Consider the following 17602-nt stretch of genomic DNA (forward strand, 5'->3'; position numbering starts at 1 on the left):
CGCTCGGGCGGGCTCACGGGAAACGCCCGACCGGGACCGCTCACCGTGAGCGGCATCAACAGCTGCGCCGTGCGGTGACGCTCATCGACCTGGAAGGTCCCTCTGCAGTCCAGGTCGCGGCGTCGAACCTGCTGATCATGTCGGGCACGCTCTCGACTGCTTTGGCGGCTACGGCGGAGAACGCTGGCTGGGACAACCGCCGTGTGATCCAGGAGACGTTGCGCGCCTGCATCCGTTTGATCGGGCCCTTCGTGGCCGAGGCCGCGGCAGCACTGGACGCTGCATAGGCCCTGACGCTCCAGGCCCGCACGGGGCGTCGTCGACAGCCCATGAAGAAGATCACCGCCCTCACCTGCGGCCCGCTGTCGCGCCGAGCATGGGGGGGGCGGGGCCCAGGATGCGTGGGGGTGGGTGTCGGGGCAAGGCTGGGAGGCATGACTACAACGCTCGGTGCTTTTGTTCTCGGTACTCCTGATCCTTGCGCCCTGGCCGACTTCTACCGGGCGCTGCTCGGCTGGCAGGAAGTCGAACGAAAGCCGGAATGGGTCCGCCTGAAGGCCCCGGATCAGGAACGCCCCGGTCTCAGCTTCCAGCTGGAGAGCGATCACACTGCTCCTGCGTGGCCGCAGCGCCCGGGGGCTCAGCAGATGCAGGCGCACTTGGACCTGCAGGTGGACGACCTGGAGGCGGAGACCGAACGGGCTTGCGCCCTGGGGGCGACGCTGCAGGAGCACCAACCCCAGAAGGACGTACGGGTCCTGAGTGACCCGCACGGCCACCCGTTCTGCCTCTTTCTCCCGGGTGCCTGAACGCCATCGGCCCGGCACCGGAGGATCTGGAGCAGGTGCCCCGAGAGCCGTTCACGGACAGCCGATGCGGACCCACGGACACGACGTAACCCTGTCCATAACTTGGGCTCGCACCACCATCCGCGTCGGTGAGCAGCTGGCACGGACACGGACAGGGGCGCGGCGAGCGCCCGCCGTAGTCGACCACACAGATATCGAGCATGGCGAGCACCAGAGGTTGACCCTCGACAGCACAAAGGGGCCACGACGAATGTCTGAAGCACCGCCGGACGCGGTGCTTCAGACATTCGTCGTGGCTCGTTGACCGGTCGCCGGTTTCAGGACCATGGCAGGACGAGAGCACCCCAGGCCACCACGGGCCCCGCGGCGACGATGCCGCAGGTGTAGCCGAGGACCTGGCGGTAGAAGCCGCGCCGCTCCACTCCCTGGGCGTTGCTCAGCACCAGTGCTCCATTGGTGGAGAACGGTGAGACGTCGACGATCGTGGTGGAGACGGCGAGGGCGGCTATCAGGCCCGTCGAGCTGAGATGGCTGGACAGCAGCAGCGGAACGGCGATCGGGATGATCGCGGTGAGGATCGCGGTCGAGGAGGCGAAGGCGGAGGTGACGGCGACCGTGAAGCAGAGCAGGAGGGCTACGACGAGCGGGGCTCCGAAGTCGGCCGCGTGCTGGGAGATCTTCTCGATGATCCCGGCGTGCTCCAGCATCGCGATGTAGGTCATCATGCCGCCGACAAGCAGCAGGGTGTGCCAGCTGATGCCGTCCACCGCCTTCTCCTGACGCTTCATGTCCAGGAGGGCAAGCAGCGCTCCGGCGGCCAGGGCCAGGACACCGATCTGCATCTGGAAACCGAGAGCACACACCACCAGGGCAGCCAGGGCGGCGAGGGTGGCCCACTGGTGCCAGGTGGCTCGCCCTGTGGCCGCGTCGCCGTCGGTCGCCTCCTGCTCGGGCCGTGCGGTCGGGTCCGCCGTCATCGTGCGGCGCCGCAGGGCAGCGAAGGTCAGCACGGACAGCAGGAGATTGACGGCGAAGCTGGCGAAGAAGAGGGTCGCAGGGGCGACGGACAGGTCGGTGTCTTCGACCATGCCGAGTACCAGTGCCCCCGAGACGGCCATGGGGGAGAAGGCTCCGGCGTGGGCGCCGCTGATGACCATCATTCCTGTCATGAGCGGGTTGATGTCGTAGCGGAAGGCGAAGTTCATCGCGATGGGCACCAGGATCGCCACGGCGGCGGGGGTGAAGGTGCCCAGCGACGTCAGCACACCGGCCAGAAGGAACAGCACCCAGGGGATCAGGGAGGTACGGCCCCTCACCATGCGGACTCCGGCGGCGACCAGAAGATCGACCGTGCCGTTGCGGCGGGCCACGGCGAACAGGTAGGTGACGCCGACGATGGTGAGGAAGAGCTCCACGGGGAAGCCCTCGAATATCTGATCCTCCGTCATGTTCAGTGCGGTCGTACCGATTGCGAACGACGCGACGAAGGCCAGGATGCCGATGTTGATCGGCAGGACGGTGCCGACGACGAACATGACGAGCAGCGCGCCGACGGATACCAGCTCAGGAGACATCATTGTCCTCTTTGTCCTGCAGGGGGGGGCGGGGCGGGGGAGAGGGCCCGAAGACTGAGGCTCACCGGGCCAGGGGGGGGCAGGGGTCAGGCGGCGGCCGGCAGTGCGGGATCGCGTACGAGGATGCGGGCCTGGCACAGCACACGCGCGGCCCGGGCGACGGTGACCCGGTCCGGTCCGGTGCCCGAGGACTCTACGGACAGCACACCTGCGGGGGTGCCGATGCGCAGGATGCTGCGGTCGGCGGCGGTGGATGCCTCTGCCACCACGGTGCCCGCGGTGAGGTTGGCGGCGGCAACGGCGACCGCGGAGGTGAGGCCGATGGCCGGGTGCGGGGAGTTCATCGACAGCATGCGTACGGACACGTCGTACTCGTGCGCGCCCACGTGTTCGCCGAGGGTGGTGGTGTAGGCGACGGGAGGGCCGACGAGGCCGACCTTGGGCACCGCGTCACCGGGTGCGGCCCCGGGGTCGGCCAGGCCCATGCGGACTGCGGCGGTATGCCGGGCCGCACGCAGCCAGGGCACCTCCGTGCGCATCTGCTCCAGCGTCTCGGCTCCGGTCCTCTGGGCGCGCAGTGCGTCCACCAGGACCACCGGGGCACCGGCGTCCACCATGCTCACGGTCAACGACTGCTGGCCGACTGGCAGTACTTGAGCCGGGCAGCCGGTCGGCAGCAGGCGACCTGTCGCGGCGCCCGAAGGGTGACGGAAAGCGAGCCCCACCGGCACGCCGCCGGCCAGCGTGCCCGGGACCGTACGGTCCCCGAACTCCTGAACCCGGCCTCCCGGGGTGTCCACCTCCGCTTCCAGGACGGCGCCCGTGTTGATGTTGCGCATGACCACGGGGGTGCGTTCGTCCCTGAGCGGCACCAGCCCCTCGGTCACCGCGTAAAGGGCGATGGCCGTCGCGCAGTTGCCGCAGTTGCTGCCCCACTCGACCGTGCCGGTCCCGATGCCGACCTGGGCGAAGAGATAGTCGATGTCGACGCCGTCGTGGGCGCTCGCGCCGACCACGGCCGCCTTGGACGTGGTGGGGGTGGCACCACCGATGCCGTCGAGCTGAACGGGGTCCGCCGCGCCATAGGCGTCGACCAGGATGCGCTCGATCCGGTCGCGGTCGGCAGGCATGTGCACCTGGGGGAAGAGCCAGCACTTGCTGGTCCCACCGCGTACGAGGGTTGCGGGAACGTGCATGTCAGAGCGTCCTTCTCTCAAGCGCATCGGGTGCGGGGCCGCTGCGTCGGCCAGACTCTCGCAGAGCCGTTGGCTTGAGCACAATGTCTCGTTTCTTGAGGAGGGTTTAGCTGGTCTAAAGTCGCTGCATGCTCAATGTCCGCCGACTCCTGCTTCTCGCCGAGGTCGCCGAGCGCGGCTCGCTCACCGCTGCCGCCGAGGCGCTGTCCATGACCACGTCCGCCGCTTCCCAGCAGATGTCCCTGTTCGAGCGCGAGGCCGGACAGCCGCTGATCGAGCGGCTGCCGCGCGGCGTGCGCACCACCGCGGCCGGCACCGCGCTCGCTGAGCGGGGCCGTGCCATTCGCCGTGAACTCCAGGCAGCGGAAGCCGACCTGGAGGCGTTCGGTCATCTGGACCGTGGTGTCGTGACTCTCGGATCCTTTCCGACGGCCAGTGCCTCGCTGCTTCCGTTGGCCCTGACCCGTTTCCGCCGGGCCCACCCGCAGGTGCGCACGGTCGTGCGTGCCGGTGTGCTGGCCCAGCTGAGGGAAATGCTGCACACCGGTGAGGTGGAGCTGTCACTGCTGTGGGACTACGAATGGAATCGCGTCGACGACGACCAGTTGATCCTCACACCGCTCCTCGAAGATCCCACGGTGCTGGTCGTGCCGACCAGTTCGCCGCTGGTCGCCTCCGACCATGTGCGACTGTCCGACCTCGCGGAACAGGAGTGGATCATCCGTGCCGAGAACCACCCGGTCGCGGACGTGCTCCGGCGTGCCTGTCGCCAGGCGGGATTCGAACCGCGCATCGCCTACGCCTCTCACGACTACCAGGAGGCGCAGGCGATGGTTGCCGCCGGCCTCGGCCTGGTTCTCGCGCCCCGACTGGCCCTGACCAACCGGCGCAGTGACGTACGCCTTCTCCCCTTGTCCCATGACCAGTCTCCCGACGCCGTCCCACCGGTCCGCCGCATCCTGCTGGCCACGCCGGCCCAGCGCGCCGCCACACCCGCGGCCCAGACGATGGCCCGCGTCCTGCACGCCGTCGCGCGAGGGTTCACCGCCCCCGGCCTTGACCGCTCGCAGCTGGGTGCGGTGCGAAAACGCTGACACGCCGCTCAGGCAGCAATTAGCGACCACAGGGCTCGAGAATGTCGATGAGAACCGGCAACGCCCTGCGTCATCCGGTGATGCCCGTCGCGCCAGTGACAGTTGAGCGCAGCCGCTCGAAGTCGTACACCTTGATCGTTCTTTGAGCGGCGCCTAGTAGGACTCCGTTAGGTCTGTCTCGGTCGTGGTGTTGTGTGTGACCTGCTGGGCAGGGGCTGATGACAGGTGGTGCAGGTACCGGTCCAGCACCTCAGGGTGTCCTGGAGGGTGTCGAGGACTTGGTAGAGGGTGAGACCGGTGTGGGCGCTTTTGGGGCCAGGCGTTGTTCGGTCAGGAACGCATGGGCGGCGGTCACGAGCGTGACGTGGTGGTGCCAGCCCGGCCAGGAACGGCCCTCGAAGTGATCCAGCCCCAGGCCGTGTTTGAGTTCACGGTAGTCGTGCTCGATGCGCCAGCGGATCTTGGCCAGCCGGACCAGGTCGCCGATCGCAGTGTTGGCCGGCAGGTTGGACAGCCAGTAGTCGGTGGGAGCCTCGGCGTTCGCGGGCCATTCGACCAGCAGCCAGCAGTCGGGCAGGATCCCGTCCCACCAGCCCTGCCCGGCCGAGGCGGCGGCCTTGATGGGCCGCTCGACGGCCTTGCCTGCCGGGCGGATCCGCACGGCGGTGAACCGGGAACGCAGTTCCCCTCGTACCCCGTGACGCCAGGTGACAGGGGTGAAGGCTGCCGCTCCAAGCCCGGCGGCCAGGGCGGCCACCGACAGGGCGGGATGGCGGTAGCGAGGCTGGGGCCAGCAGCCCACCGCTCCGTCACGGGGCGGTGCCTCGGGTTCCGCGTCGAACGGCTGGGCGGTCATATCGGTGCGGACGGACAGAACATAGGCCAGCCCTCGCTCGGACAGCGCAGCCCTCAGGCGGGCATTGGTGCCATAGGCGGCATCGGCCACCACTACCGGCGGTGTCAGTCCCCAACTCAGCGTGTCGAGCATGTCCAGGGCCAGCCGCCATTTCTCCCGGTGCGTGACCTCGGCCGGGATGCCGGTCTTCGCCCGGCATCCGCGGCCCACTCTTCGGGCAGGAACAGCCGCCACTGCAAGGGGCAGGAGGCTGTGTCGGTCGCGGCGTGCATGCTGACCGCGACCTGGCAGTTCGCCCGTTTGCCCAGAGCCCCGCAGTACTGCGGGGCCACCGCGACCGACATCCGGCCGTCCTTGGGCACCGATACATCGTCGATTACCCACGCTTCCGGGGCGATCAGCGGCAGCATCCGTTCAGCGATCCGCCGCTGTATCGGCAGCGGATCCCAGGTCGACTGGTTCACGAACTGCTGCAGGTTCTGATCGTTGCCGTCCGCCAGCCGCGATGCCATGGCCTGGATGGATCTGCGGCGCCCGTCCATCATCAGGCCCCGCAGATAGCAGTCGCCCTTGGCCCGCTGGTCCTTCCGCGGCATCGAGGCAAACACATCCGCAACGAAGAACGCCAACTTCGCCCGGACACGGTTCACTTCATGTGCGTCCACACCTCCAACAGGCTCTTGATCAGCACAAAGGGAAAGACCTAATGGAGTCCTACTAGGCTTCCATGCCCATGGAGATGGGGGATCCGGGCCGAGGTCGCAGGCCGTGGCGCGACCGGCTGGTCAAGCATCGTGCGATCGCAGTCGTGCCAGCCGGGACAGCGGGGCTGGCCGTTCTGGGCGCGGTGCTCGTCGTCCTGCCGGGTGTGGTGGTCGACCACGATCTTGCCGGGGCGAGCGTCGCCGCGCAGGACCGGCTGAAAGCGGTGAACGACGTCCCTACGACACTTCTGCAGGCCGTGGGCGCCATGGTCGTGCTGTTCGGTGCGTTCGCCACCTGGCGGCAACTGCGCGTCAGCCAGGATGGGTTGCGCGCCACGCAGGAGGGGCATATCACCGACCGGTTCGGCACAGCTGTCGATCAGCTCGGCAGTGACAAGCTGGAAACACGCATCGGCGGACTCCACGCGCCGTGGCGGATGGCGGAGCACTCCGTCCGTGACCGCGAGGCCGTCATCTCCATCAAGGCCGCTTACCTGCGTACACACCTGCCGTGGCCGCCCGACGGACCGGAAGCTCCAGCGACGGACGTGCCTATCAACGAGGTTGTGCCGCTGTAGGTCCGCGCCGCCGACGCCCAGGTGGCGCGGACCGGGCTCGGCGTGTTGTTGCTGCAACCCCGGGAGCAGTCCTGGGTCAACCTCGGCGTCACGGACCTGCGCCGGGCCGACTGCGACGGGCGGTGGCCGCATGAGGTCAACCTCGACCGGTCCTGCATGGAGACGTCGGGCCCGTACCACGCCAACCTGACGCAGGCGTCTCTCGTCTCAGTCAACCTGCGGCATGCCGACCTCAAGACGGCGATCCTGCGCCGTGCCCGCTGCGTTCTGGCCGACGTGCGGGGCGCCCGGCTGGTTGAAACGGACTTGCGAGACGCGGACTTCACCGAGGCCGACCTGCGCGAGGCGAACCTGCGCAGGCCGACGCTGGCGGCACTGTCTTCCGCCGCGCTGACCTGCGCCTGGCCGATTTGCGTGGCTCCGACTTGAGCACGGCCGACCTGATGATTAAGCGTCAAATGTACGGCCGAGCTGGCTTCTCATTCCTCCGGAAACGGGCCCTCCTGGCGTGAAGGGGGTCCAGCCAAGGCGAGACCAAAAGCCACAACGGCTCGGCCGTGACCCTCGCTCCCATTCAGGCCCAGTTTGGCAGATCGGTGCCCCACTGGGTCGGCGCATGGTTCCAGTTCGGGGGTGCGCTGTCGTAGTGGACCGGGGGCAGGGCATGGCGCAGCAGACCGTAGGGCGATTCGGTCTCCGTGAGCCAGGATCCGGGGTCGTAGAGGTCGGCTTCGCCCTGGGCGGAGGTGGCGGGGATGCCGCGCAGCAGCCAGGAGGCCGTGCCGGCCAGGGAGACGCGAAGATGCCGCCCGCCGCCGGTGGCCTGTCGGTCGCTCAGTGCACGTAGGACGGCGGCGGCGAGCAAGTACCCGGTTCCGTGGTCCAGCGCCTGCGCGGGCAGTACACCGGGGCGGCCGTCGGCCGTGGCCTCGATTGCGGCGATACCGGTACCGGCTTGGACCAGGCTGTCGAAGCCGCGGCGCTCGGCCCAGGGGCCGGACCAGCCCCAGGCGCACAGTTGGGCGACGATCAGGTCGGGATGCCGGGCCAGGAGCGCGTCGGGGGCCAGTCCGTGCCGGTCCAGGGCGCCGGGGCGGTAGCCGGTCACCACGACGTCTGCCTGGCTGAGAAGACCCTCGAAGGTGTGCCGGTCGCCAGGGCTGGCGAGATCCAGCAGGGTGGAGCGTTTGCCCACGCCGGTGTCGGCGTGGGCATCCGCGTCCTCGGGGAGCTGCGGGGCGTCGACGCGCAGCACGTCGGCGCCCAGCAGCGCCAGTGTGCGTGTGGCGACGGGGCCGGCGATGACGCGGGTCAGGTCCAGGACCCGCATCCCTTGGGCCGGTACGGGTGCGGGTGCCAGCAGCCGGGGGCTGCTCTGACCCACACTCCGAGTCTCGACCAGAGCAGGTCCGGCTCCAGCGGCTGCGGAAGCCACAGCCACGGCCAGGCCGCCTGCCGCGTAGACGGTCTCCTGGACCTCCCGTGCCGGACGCGATACCAGTTCCTTCGAGAGCATGCCCACCAGCGCCTGGTCATGTCCCGTGTCCGCAATACCCAGGGCGCTGAGCAGCCGGGCTCGGTGGTGCGGGTAGTTGGCGTGGGTGCGCACCCATCCGTCGGCCGTCTGCCAGAACCCGGACAGCGGAGCAAAGGACGTCGGGGCCCGGCCGTCGATCCGCAGGTGACGTTCGCTGACGAACGCGGTGGCCACCGCCGCCTCGTTCACCCGCACCGCGGGCACCGGCACACGGTTGCGCAGCGCCAGCAGTTCTGCCGCTGCCAGTGAGGACACTCCCACGCAGGCACGCGCCAGTTCCCTCACCGGCAAACGCGACGGCAGGACAGCGCCCGCCCCTTCGAAGGACACGCTCGGGACCAGTTGGCGTCGGCCCCCCAGAGCCGCCCAGGCGTGCGTGGTGGCCCCATCCTCGGTGTACGTCATCCGCTCATTGTGCAACCCAGGGTGACGCTGCCGACGGGCCGTTGTGGTTCTGCCCTCACTTTGGCCGGCGCCCTGAAGGATCACGATACGTAATCGACCGCAGGAATTGATCCAGAACCCTCCCAGGCTCTGGTCCACTTCGTGTGGTCGCGTGCGCAGTGTGACAGTCGATCTTCCGTTTCAGTAGCCGTGGTGGGAGGTCACGCGCTCTCCATCACGCGCAGCGACTGCGCCACAGGAAGTGGGCCATAGCCTGTCTTGGGGAGTCATGTGCCCGTCTCGGCATGATCGATCGCGATGGTCTTTGATGTCACTCGCCGCTTGTCCCTTCAAGTAAAAAAGGCAGAAAGGTGCCGCCGTCGGAGCTCAGCTGCGCGTCTTACATACGTGCCCTTCCCTGTGGTTGCTATGGCCGTGCACGGGCTCGGTGCCAGGCCGGTCGCGGAGTCGGAGGCTGATCAGCGCGGTGATCGTGAAGGCGGCGACCTGGTAGAGCATGGCGTGCCGGAACGCGGTGTCCGCATCGGCGGCGGGGGCGTAGTAGGCGAGTCCGGCCGCGGTCACTCCGATGGATCCGCCGAGCTGCTGTGCTGTGGGCAGCAGTCCGGAGACCGAACCGGCGGCGGGGCCGTGCACCTCGGCCAGGACCAGGGTGAACACCGAGGCGGTGAAGGCGCCGAACGCGGCTCCGCCGACGGCCAGCACGGGCACTGCCGCCTGGCGTCCCGCTGCCGAGCCGACGAGCGGAGCCAGCGCCAGGCACATCCCGGCCAGCACCAGGGACGCGACGGTGAGCACCGTCGGCCCGTGCCGGCGGGTGAGAGCGGGCGCGGCTCTGCTGCCGCCGACGGCGGCGGCAGCGAACGGTGCTGACGTCAGCGCGGCCGCCAGAGCCGAGTACCCGACGGCGGACTGAAGGTGGAGGAAGAGCAGGTAGGTGAAGGAGGGCACGCCCGTGTTGAACACGAACACCAGCAACGTGCCGCTCCGCGCCGACCGGTCACGCAGCACCGCGGGATGGATCAGCGGGTCAGGCCGGTGCGGGAGGCTCCGGACGAAGTGGCCGAGGGCGGCAACAGCCACCGCGAATCCGGCCCACGTCCACCAGGGCCAGCCTGCTTCCCGCCCCAGAGCCAGGGGCAGGACCAGCGCGCCGGCTCCCACGGTGACCAGCAACGCACCCAGCTTGTCGACGCGGAGTCCGTCCGCCCCGCGGGTGCGGGGCAGCGCGGTCGCTCCGGCCAGCGAGGCGAGCGCCACCGGGACGGTGAGGAGCATCACCGGCCGCCAACCGAGGCCGAAGAGATCGGCACTGAGTACGAGGCCGCCGATCAGCGGCCCGGCCAATGACGCGACGGCCATGGTGGCGCCGTACAGGCCGAGGGCGCGCGGTCGGCGTGTCGCGGGGGTGGCGGCCTGGATGAGCGAGAGGACCTGGGGGGCGACCAGGCCGCTGCCTGCGCCCTGCACCAGCCGGGCCGTGATCAGTGATGCGGCGTCGGGGGCGCACGCGCCGGCCACCGAGCCCGCGGTGAAGACCACGGTGCCCGCGACGAACAGGCGGCGGTAGCCGTACCGGTCGCCGAGCCGTGCGGCGGGGATGAGTAGGCACGCGTACGTCAGGGTGTATCCGGCGAGGACCAGTTGCACGGCGCCCGGACCGGCGCCCAGACCGGCCTGTATCGCCGGCGCAGCCACCTGGGCGACAGTGACGTTGAGGAGCTGCACGAACGTGGCGCTGAGCACCACCGGCAGCACGAGGCGTCCATTGTTCACGGCAGCAGAGCCGAGGCGAGCTCATGGGGCCGGGCGGCGAACGGGCTGTGGCTGCCCGGGAGGGTGCGCACGGTGAACGGGTTGCCGGGCATGGCCCGGTCGGCTTCCGCGATCATCAGATCCTGCACCGCCGTCGGCAGCGCCCGGTCGTCCGCGCAGCGCAGGAAGGTCCGCGGGATGCGCCCCCATCGTTGTGGAGTCACGATGACCGGGGTGGTGGGGATCGCCAGCGGCAGATCGGGGCTCAGCGCCGAGCGCCAGCGGTCGAAGCGGTCCGGAGCGGTGTCGTGGTAGTGAGTCTGCCGCAGTTCCTCGACGTAGGCGGGGTCCTGCGAGAGCGGGTTGATCCGCACGGCGCCCAGTTCCCCGGGGTCGCCGAGGTTCAGACTCTGGCCCCGTGCCGTGGCGTTCTCGGGTGAGCCGAGGTAGTCGAAGAACCGCGGCCGTCCGGCGGGTACGAAGGCTGAGAGGTAGACGAGCTCGTTGACGAGTTCGGGTGCGCGCTCGGCGGCCAGTGACGCGGGGCCGCCGCCCGCGCTGTGCGCGACGAGCACGACACGACGGTGGTGGCGGGCCTGGCGCAGCGTGTCCAGCACGGCCTCGGCGCTGTCGTCCATCGTCACGGTGGCGAGCGCGGACTTCTCGGTCAACAGGCCCGGCTGGCCCGCCTTGAGGTATCCGCTGGGCAGTGGTGCGTCGAAGCCGTGGCCTGGCAGATCGGTGGCCATGCTCGCGGCACCGAGTGCGGCGAGTGCGCGCTGCGTCGCCGCCCACTGCCCTGAGCCGTGCCAGGCCCCGTGCACGAAGACGAAGACGGTGTCTGTGGAGGAAGAATGAGTCATGACCGCATTCCACGTGACCCGGCCCCGGGCATCCAGCGAAAGATCTGACAAGCTGGCCGACGATACATAGGAGATATGGCCGGGAGGCTGACATGGAGGCGCGGCACCTGCGGTACGCACTGACCCTCGCAGAGCACGCACACTTCGGCCGGGCGGCCCGTGCGCTGGGCATCGCGCAGCCTCCGCTGTCCAAGCAGATCGCCGACCTCGAACGGGAAGTGGGCGCCCGCTTGTTCGATCGCACCCGCCAGGGGGTGTTTCCGACGGCTGCGGGCGCGGCCTTCCTCTCCCGGGCGCGCAGGGCGCTCGACGAGATCGCGGCGGCCTCGGTCGACGCGGCCAGGGCAGCGCGCGGCGAGACGGGACGGCTGCGCCTGGGGTTCATTGCCTCGGCGCTGCTCGAACCCCTGCCGGACGTCCTCGGCCGGTTCGGGCGCGAACGGCCCGACGTACGGCTGGAACTGCACGAGATGGCGACCAGGAGCAGCACGGCCGCGCTCGTCGCCGGCGAACTGGACGTGGCGATCGGCCTCGGCCGACCAGGAGGCGTCGGGGCCGAGCAGTTGATATCGGTCCCGATCGGACACGACCACCTCGTCGCGGTCGTGAGCAGCACGCACCCGTACGCGGGTCAGTCGTCGGTGGACGTGGACCGGCTGCGGCAACAGCCGCTGATCGTTGCGCCGGGGGAGGACGAGCCCGCCGTCGCCGCCGGGCTGCGGACCCTCCTGGGCAAGGACTCCCCGGCGCTCTCCGGCGCGACCGTCGCGAGGGACATCCACACCATCATCGGCCTCGCCGCCTGCGGGGTGGGCGTCGGTCTGGGCCCCTCTCGCATGCTGACGGCCCCACGACGGGGCACGTGGTTCTGCGAGGTGACCCCGCGCACGCCGCTGCCCGATCTGGTCCTGTCCTTCAGCGCCCGGGACCGTTCCCCGGCACTGAACGCCTTCCTCGACGTCATCCGCAAGAACTGCCCCGAGGTGGGCGCCGCGCTCGACCACCGGCTCGGCCCACTCGGACCACAAGAAGGCGGCAGTGACTCGACCCCTACCTGACTTCGCCTCGCCGGATGCGTGGTGGGTGGCGGGCAGTTCAATCGCCGTGATCGTGGCGGTGTCGCAACAGCCCCACCGGCTGGCAATGCGCGTCTCATGTTTCGCATGCCTTCGACGCTACGAGCGGCCTGGCCGTCAGGGCATCTGCCGACTGGCTAGAAGCGGCTGGCCGAAGGGATGCAATGGTGCGACGGAAGGCGGCCCCGGGCCGCAGGCGGCGTCAGTCGAAGGGCGGGAGCATGTGGGCACGGCGGGAGTGCTCATCGGCCGGAGGCGAGGGCGTGTCAGCCTTCTTCTGGCAGGCCGAAGGGGCGGTTCTCTGGTGCAGCGCCCGTGAGGCGGTACCGGGCTGTCGGCGAACTGGTCGTATGCGGCTTTGAGTTGATTTACAGGAGCCGTCTGAGCGGGTCGGGGGGGGCCTGTCGGAGTCTTCAGATGCCGCAGCTGGACGCCGACCAGAAGCGGCTTGGGCGGTGATCGACGTGAGTGTGGTCGCTGTGGCCGGGGTAGCCGGGGCCCAGGATGCCGTTGAAGCCGTGGCTGCGGGCCTGCTGGGCGAGTCGGCACAGGGTGTGCGGGCCCGCGCCGAGGTCGGCCGCGTCGCCGTAGAGGTGGCGGCTGCCGGCTGCCCCGCCGACCGCATCGTTGCAGGCATGCGAGCGAAAGCCGCTGGTCACTCGGATGGGTTGGTCACCGAGCGCGTGCCGCAATGCCTCGAGTTTCCACATGGTGCGCAGTGCGTTCGACTTCGCGATACTTGCGCTGACAGCGCCTCCCGCCCACGTGGAGTTGCAGGTGTTGAGTTCGGCATAGGTGAAGTGGATCGGTGTGCAGTCGTTGTCCTGGAGGGCGTAGATCTTGCTGAATGTCGCCGGACCGGCGATGCCGTCGGCGGCCAGCCCGTAGGCCGCTTGGAATCGTTTGACTGCGGCAGTTGTCGCCGGTCCGTAGGCGCCGTCGACGGCGATCACGCCGCCGCTGCCGGCGTGACCGGCCACCCGGATCTGCAACTGCGTCACGTCGGCACCTGAGGCACCTTGGGACAGGTTGCGTGACCACGTGTAGCAGCCGTCGGCCTGAGCAGTACCGGCGGAGGCCACGACACCGCCCAGAGTGGCGGCTATGAGCATGACAAGTGACAGGGCGAGCCGTGCGGTGCGTCCAGGCATCAGAGCACTCCATGAGTGGCGGGGGGCGGGGGATGCGCACGTGCGTCCCGAGCGTGGCGGGACGGCCGGCTCACGTCAACGGGATGTGCACGTCCGTCATTTGTCGGCCCAATGACGGTGCCCGTCAGGCTACTGCCGGAGGGATACCTCATCCCTCCGGCAGTAGCGCGGCCCGCGCCGACTGTCATGACGCCAGACAACCCGATCGAATCGAGGCCCCCCCGTGCATCAAGCCCTTCAGCGACGTCCGAATCGATATGGGAGAAAGCGGTAATCCACAGCCGTACCAGCAAGTCGATCACGTAGTAATCAACTCGGGCGGGAAGGTCATTGGAGGCGACGGAAAGCCCATTAAGGGCTCAGTCAAGGACGATCCTCGCGCCGCGCACATACCTGTGAACGAGTGGGTTAAGTGGAAAGCCGCCCAGCATGCCCTAGCCGTCATGGGTGAGTGCGAGTGATCTGAAACCTTCCCCCGGTACAGCAATTGCAATCACCGCACCGGGGGAGTTGCTTAAGCAGCCAACAACGGGTTACTGACCTTCAAAGCGTGATGCCGCGCCATTGTCGGGCGGGTGCGAGGCCAGTGCCGGTTCCGGTGAGGCAGCCGTCGAGAGCGTCGTGGCGGTACTGGAGCCGGCGTGGGTCGGGTCGGGCGGCGGTGATCAGGTCGTCGGGGTCGGCAAATGCCCGGTTGGCGGTGGTGGTGCGTCGCAGTAATGGACCAGATGCCCTTGACCGGGTTGAGTAGTTGTTTCTAGCTGAGAGGGAAATGGGTTCGGCTATGCGCCTTTCAGGTGTTGAGCAGTCTTTGTGGGATTGTTGGGGATTTGTCACCGCTCGATGTCGTGAGGTTGCAGGCCTGGCCGAGAGCCGTGGAAGTCGTTGGCGTGGTCGACGGCCCATTGGGCGTAGGTATGTGCTGGCGCGCCGGTGATTTTTTCGACGATGGCGGAGGTCAGGGCCGGGACGCCGTTGGCGGCGGCCCACTGACTCACGATCGCCTCGGCCACGAGCGGATGCATTGTTCTGCCGACTTCCGCGCGAGCCTGCTTGTCGGAGATGTGTTCAATCCGGATGGGGCGGTCGATGGCCTTGCCGATGTGCTCGACCTGGCGTTGCAGGGTCAGGGACTCGGCCCCGTAGATGGTGTAGGTCTGGTGCGAGTGGCCCGGTTCGGTCAGAGCGGTGACCGCAAGCGCCGCGATGTCCTTCTCGTGTACCGGCGCCGACTGCGCGAGCGGATAGGGAAGACGGACAACGTTGTCGGTGCGGATTGATTCGGCCCACCAGGTGCGGGTGTTGGTGGCGAATGTCCCCGGCCTGAGGAACGTCCAGTCCATACCGGACCGTTGGATGGCCTGCTCGATCGTGCGATTCAGGCGGGGGACCGGGTGGTCGGCATCGGGGTCCAGGACCGACACCGACGAAAGCAGAACCACCTGCCGGATCCCCGCGGCTGCGGCCGTCTCGGCGACCTTCTCGATGTCGTAGGGCTGCTGGGGGTTGAGCATTCCGTAGAGGAACACCTTGTCGGCACCGTCCAGCGCTGCGGGCAGCGTCTCGGGGCGCTCCAGGTCGGCGGCGACAGCTTCCAACCCGGGCGTCCGGCCTGCGGCTGGGGTTCTGCTGACTGCTCTGACGTGTTCGCCGGCGGCCAGCAGGCCGTCAGTCACGTGTCGGCCCACGTTTCCGCGAGCGCCGAAGACAACTACCACCATGACGGGATCTCCTGTTGTTTGTAGATATGAATTGCCGCATAACGTGTGTGTTTCCAGTGGAAATCCACTTTCGGCACCGGTATGTCGACAGCGCGGGATGGCTGCCATTCAGGGCTGGATGTTCTCCAGGTCCTCCAGAAGGCGCGGGTGCTTCGGCTCCCAGCCGAGAGTCCGCCGGGTGTGGGCGCTGGACGAGGGCTGGTCGGTCGCGAAGATCGGGCCGAGAGGGCCGTAGGTCTCCGATGGCACCGACTCGACCGGCAGGCCAAGACGTCGGCCGATGACCGCAGCGATGTCACGCACCCTGTCTCCCTCATCGTTCACGGCATGCCAGGCGGTACCGGCTTCCGCCTGCTCCAGGGCGAGCCGGAAGAGGACTGCCGCGTCGAGCGCGTGCACGGCCGGCCAACGCTGTGCGCCGTCGCCCGGGTAGCCGGACACTCCGGTCTGGCGTGCGATGTGGGTCAGCAAACCGGCGAACCCGCCCGCGCCCTGGTTGTGAACCGTGCGCGGCAAACGTACGCCCGTGCTCCGGACCCCGCGCGAGGCCAAGTCCAGGACCGCCGTGACCGCGCGACCGCGACCACCGACCGGCCCGTCGGTCGACACGGGGTCGGCCTCGGTGGAGGCGCGGCCCGTCACATCGGGCGTACCCGAGACGGTGACGAAGGGGCGGTCGCTGCCGACGAGTTCCTCGCCGAGGGCCGCGAGGGCGGCACTTTCCTCGGCGACCGCCTTTGCCAGGGCGTCGGGGCTGCTGAAGTCGTTGCCGAATGCCAGGTGGATCACCCCGTCGGCCTGAGCGACGCCGGCCCGAAGGATGTCCAGATCGGTGAGACCTCCCCGGAGCGGCTCGGCGCCGGCCGCCTCGGCGGCCAGTGCGGACGCGTCGGAGCGGGCCAGGGCGAGGACGGTGTGGTCGTTGCCGAGCAGTTCGGCGACGACGGCGGAACCGATCAGACCGGTACCACCGGTGACAAAGACGCGCATGGAACTCTCCCGGAAGTGATGGGACTCTTGTCCCGTCACTCTAGCAGGGTGACGGGACAAGAGTCCCATCACGTATGATGGGCCCATGGGTAGGTGGGAACCAGGGGCGCGCGAACGTCTCGTCGTGGCTGCCGTCGACCTGTTCACCGAGCAGGGGTACGACGCCACGACGGTCGCGCAGATCGCCGAGCGTGCCGGAGTAACCAAAAGCACCTTCTTCCGGCACTTCCCCGATAAGCGCGAGCTGCTGGTGGCCGGGCAGGAGACGCTGAGCCGGCTGCTGACCGAGGGGGTCGCCGAGGCGCCCGGTAACGCCAGCCCGCTCGAGGCGGTCGCTGCCGGCCTCGAGCGCGCATCGAGCGCGATGGGCCCCGCGAGTCGGGAACTCGCCCCTCGCCTGAAGGCGGCCGTTGCCGCCAGCACCGAACTTCAAGAGCGTGACGCCCTCAAGAGCGTCAGCCTCGCGGCCGCGGTGACAACCGCCCTGGTCGCCCGCGGTGTGCCCGATCCGACTGCGGCTCTCGCGAGTGAGCTGGGCCTCCTCGCCTTCAAACGGGGCTTCGCCGAATGGTCCGAGGGCGACCGTGATGCCAAGGACGAGCTCGCCGGGTACATCCTGGCGGCCCTGGACGAGCTGCGTGCGGCGAGCGCATCGCTGGGCTGACCGGACAACCTCACCCGCTCATCGGCTGCTTGCGCATCTACCTATCACTCGTCACCGTGGCCGAAATCCACGGAAAGTGACTTGCCAACACCCTGCCGACCTCGCCGCTGCCTCAGACTCAGAGGGCCGGTATGTGGGTGCATATTCGTATTGCCTTGTCGGCTGGGGTAGGCAGGCTGGTCCGGGGGTCGCCGGGCGGCTACGGCCGCGGCCGGGCGAACAATCCCTGCTCGGTTTCGACCAGGATGCCGCGCTCGGTCAGTCGCTTGCGTTGCAGGCGGGTGTTGTTGATGTTGTTGGGCGCGATCTCCATGTCCATCGCCTCGCACACCTGCCGTGCCCGCAGCGGAGCGTCAGCCGCAGCATGCACCGCCATGATCTGCTGGTAGGCCGGATGGTCCGGCAGCTTCGTGGCCGTCGGAGTCGGCGTCGGCGGATCGGGCAGCGCGAGCAGGGTCTTGCGGGTGATCCGGAGCTCCTCGGCTCCCCGGTCGAACTCCTCAACCTGCGCCGTCAGTTCCGCGATGCGTCCCCGGGTCGCTTCGGCCTGCTGCGCGGCGATCTCAGGCTCCCGCTCCTCCAGATGCGCCAGAACCGCCCCCAGGGTGAGCTCGCCGTCGCTCATGCGC

Annotated in this window: 17 protein-coding genes and 1 pseudogene; 8 read left to right on the forward strand and 10 right to left on the reverse strand. The window is 68.9% G+C overall.

Annotated elements, in window-relative coordinates:
* Positions 1-74: 74 nt before the first annotated feature.
* Positions 75-287 (forward strand): hypothetical protein, encoded by a 213-nt coding sequence (locus ACZ5CR_RS26565; RefSeq protein WP_468861698.1) that lies wholly within the window; start codon positions 75-77, stop codon positions 285-287.
* 147 nt (positions 288-434) lie between these two features.
* Positions 435-809, forward strand: coding sequence for a VOC family protein (locus ACZ5CR_RS26570; protein ID WP_468861699.1), 375 nt, complete (start codon positions 435-437; stop codon positions 807-809).
* Between the two features lie 317 nt (positions 810-1126).
* Here ACZ5CR_RS26570 and ACZ5CR_RS26575 read toward each other — a convergent pair whose 3' ends face one another.
* Positions 1127-2383 carry an SLC13 family permease gene (locus ACZ5CR_RS26575; protein WP_468861702.1) on the reverse strand — a complete coding sequence of 419 codons (1257 nt, stop codon included), beginning with the start codon at positions 2381-2383 and terminating at the stop codon, positions 1127-1129.
* 86 nt (positions 2384-2469) lie between these two features.
* Entirely contained in the window at positions 2470-3579 is a 1110-nt protein-coding gene (locus ACZ5CR_RS26580) for a PrpF domain-containing protein (protein ID WP_468861705.1), read from the reverse strand.
* Positions 3580-3707: 128 nt separating this feature from the next.
* Here ACZ5CR_RS26580 and ACZ5CR_RS26585 point away from each other — a divergent pair, with 128 nt between their 5' ends.
* Complete coding sequence (locus ACZ5CR_RS26585; protein ID WP_468861707.1) at positions 3708-4673, forward strand: LysR family transcriptional regulator; 966 nt, start codon at positions 3708-3710, stop codon at positions 4671-4673.
* Between the two features lie 250 nt (positions 4674-4923).
* Here ACZ5CR_RS26585 and ACZ5CR_RS26590 read toward each other — a convergent pair.
* Positions 4924-6194, reverse strand: a pseudogene (locus ACZ5CR_RS26590) (IS701 family transposase).
* Positions 6195-6256: 62 nt separating this feature from the next.
* Between ACZ5CR_RS26590 and ACZ5CR_RS26595 the strand changes: the two are divergent.
* From ACZ5CR_RS26595 to ACZ5CR_RS26605, 3 genes are read left to right on the forward strand one after another with little or no spacing between them, the layout of a single operon-like run.
* Entirely contained in the window at positions 6257-6811 is a 555-nt protein-coding gene (locus ACZ5CR_RS26595) for a hypothetical protein (protein ID WP_468861710.1), read from the forward strand.
* A gap of 45 nt (positions 6812-6856) precedes the next feature.
* Positions 6857-7240, forward strand: a complete 384-nt coding sequence (locus ACZ5CR_RS26600) for a pentapeptide repeat-containing protein (RefSeq protein WP_468861712.1) — start codon at positions 6857-6859, stop codon at positions 7238-7240.
* Complete coding sequence (locus ACZ5CR_RS26605) at positions 7207-7323, forward strand: hypothetical protein (RefSeq protein ID WP_468861767.1); 117 nt, start codon at positions 7207-7209, stop codon at positions 7321-7323. The genes ACZ5CR_RS26600 and ACZ5CR_RS26605 overlap by 34 nt, the downstream gene beginning before the upstream one ends.
* Before the next feature lie 62 nt (positions 7324-7385).
* On the opposite strand, the gene ACZ5CR_RS26610 is transcribed toward ACZ5CR_RS26605, so the two are convergent.
* The 3 genes from ACZ5CR_RS26610 to ACZ5CR_RS26620 all read right to left on the reverse strand — a co-directional run bounded on the left by ACZ5CR_RS26610 (position 7386) and on the right by ACZ5CR_RS26620 (position 11371).
* Complete coding sequence (locus ACZ5CR_RS26610; protein ID WP_468861769.1) at positions 7386-8603, reverse strand: CoA transferase; 1218 nt, start codon at positions 8601-8603, stop codon at positions 7386-7388.
* 516 nt (positions 8604-9119) lie between these two features.
* On the reverse strand, positions 9120-10529 hold the full coding sequence (locus tag ACZ5CR_RS26615; RefSeq protein ID WP_468861715.1) for an MFS transporter: 1410 nt from the start codon (positions 10527-10529) through the stop codon (positions 9120-9122).
* The gene (locus tag ACZ5CR_RS26620) at positions 10526-11371 is read right to left on the reverse strand and encodes an alpha/beta hydrolase (protein ID WP_468861717.1); all 846 of its coding nucleotides are present in this window, start codon (positions 11369-11371) and stop codon (positions 10526-10528) included. The genes ACZ5CR_RS26615 and ACZ5CR_RS26620 overlap by 4 nt, the downstream gene beginning before the upstream one ends.
* A 92-nt stretch (positions 11372-11463) precedes the next feature.
* Here ACZ5CR_RS26620 and ACZ5CR_RS26625 point away from each other — a divergent pair, with 92 nt between their 5' ends.
* Positions 11464-12429: a LysR family transcriptional regulator gene (locus ACZ5CR_RS26625; RefSeq protein WP_468861719.1), complete on the forward strand. Its 966-nt coding sequence runs from the start codon at positions 11464-11466 to the stop codon at positions 12427-12429.
* A gap of 431 nt (positions 12430-12860) precedes the next feature.
* Here ACZ5CR_RS26625 and ACZ5CR_RS26630 read toward each other — a convergent pair whose 3' ends face one another.
* The 3 genes from ACZ5CR_RS26630 to ACZ5CR_RS26640 form a co-directional block, all read right to left on the reverse strand.
* Positions 12861-13598: a D-Ala-D-Ala carboxypeptidase family metallohydrolase gene (locus ACZ5CR_RS26630; RefSeq protein WP_468861722.1), complete on the reverse strand. Its 738-nt coding sequence runs from the start codon at positions 13596-13598 to the stop codon at positions 12861-12863.
* Positions 13599-14431: 833 nt separating this feature from the next.
* Positions 14432-15427: an SDR family oxidoreductase gene (locus tag ACZ5CR_RS26635; RefSeq protein ID WP_468861724.1), complete on the reverse strand. Its 996-nt coding sequence runs from the start codon at positions 15425-15427 to the stop codon at positions 14432-14434.
* Entirely contained in the window at positions 15428-16309 is an 882-nt protein-coding gene (locus ACZ5CR_RS26640) for an SDR family oxidoreductase (protein WP_468861726.1), read from the reverse strand.
* 85 nt (positions 16310-16394) lie between these two features.
* Between ACZ5CR_RS26640 and ACZ5CR_RS26645 the strand changes: the two genes are divergently transcribed.
* Positions 16395-16973 carry a TetR/AcrR family transcriptional regulator gene (locus ACZ5CR_RS26645; RefSeq protein ID WP_468861728.1) on the forward strand — a complete coding sequence of 193 codons (579 nt, stop codon included), beginning with the start codon at positions 16395-16397 and terminating at the stop codon, positions 16971-16973.
* Positions 16974-17172: 199 nt separating this feature from the next.
* Here ACZ5CR_RS26645 and ACZ5CR_RS26650 read toward each other — a convergent pair whose 3' ends face one another.
* The gene (locus ACZ5CR_RS26650) at positions 17173-17598 is read right to left on the reverse strand and encodes a hypothetical protein (protein ID WP_468861730.1); all 426 of its coding nucleotides are present in this window, start codon (positions 17596-17598) and stop codon (positions 17173-17175) included.
* Between the last annotated feature and the right edge of the window lie 4 nt (positions 17599-17602).

The organism is Streptomyces sp. NPDC031274 (assembly GCF_055570235.1).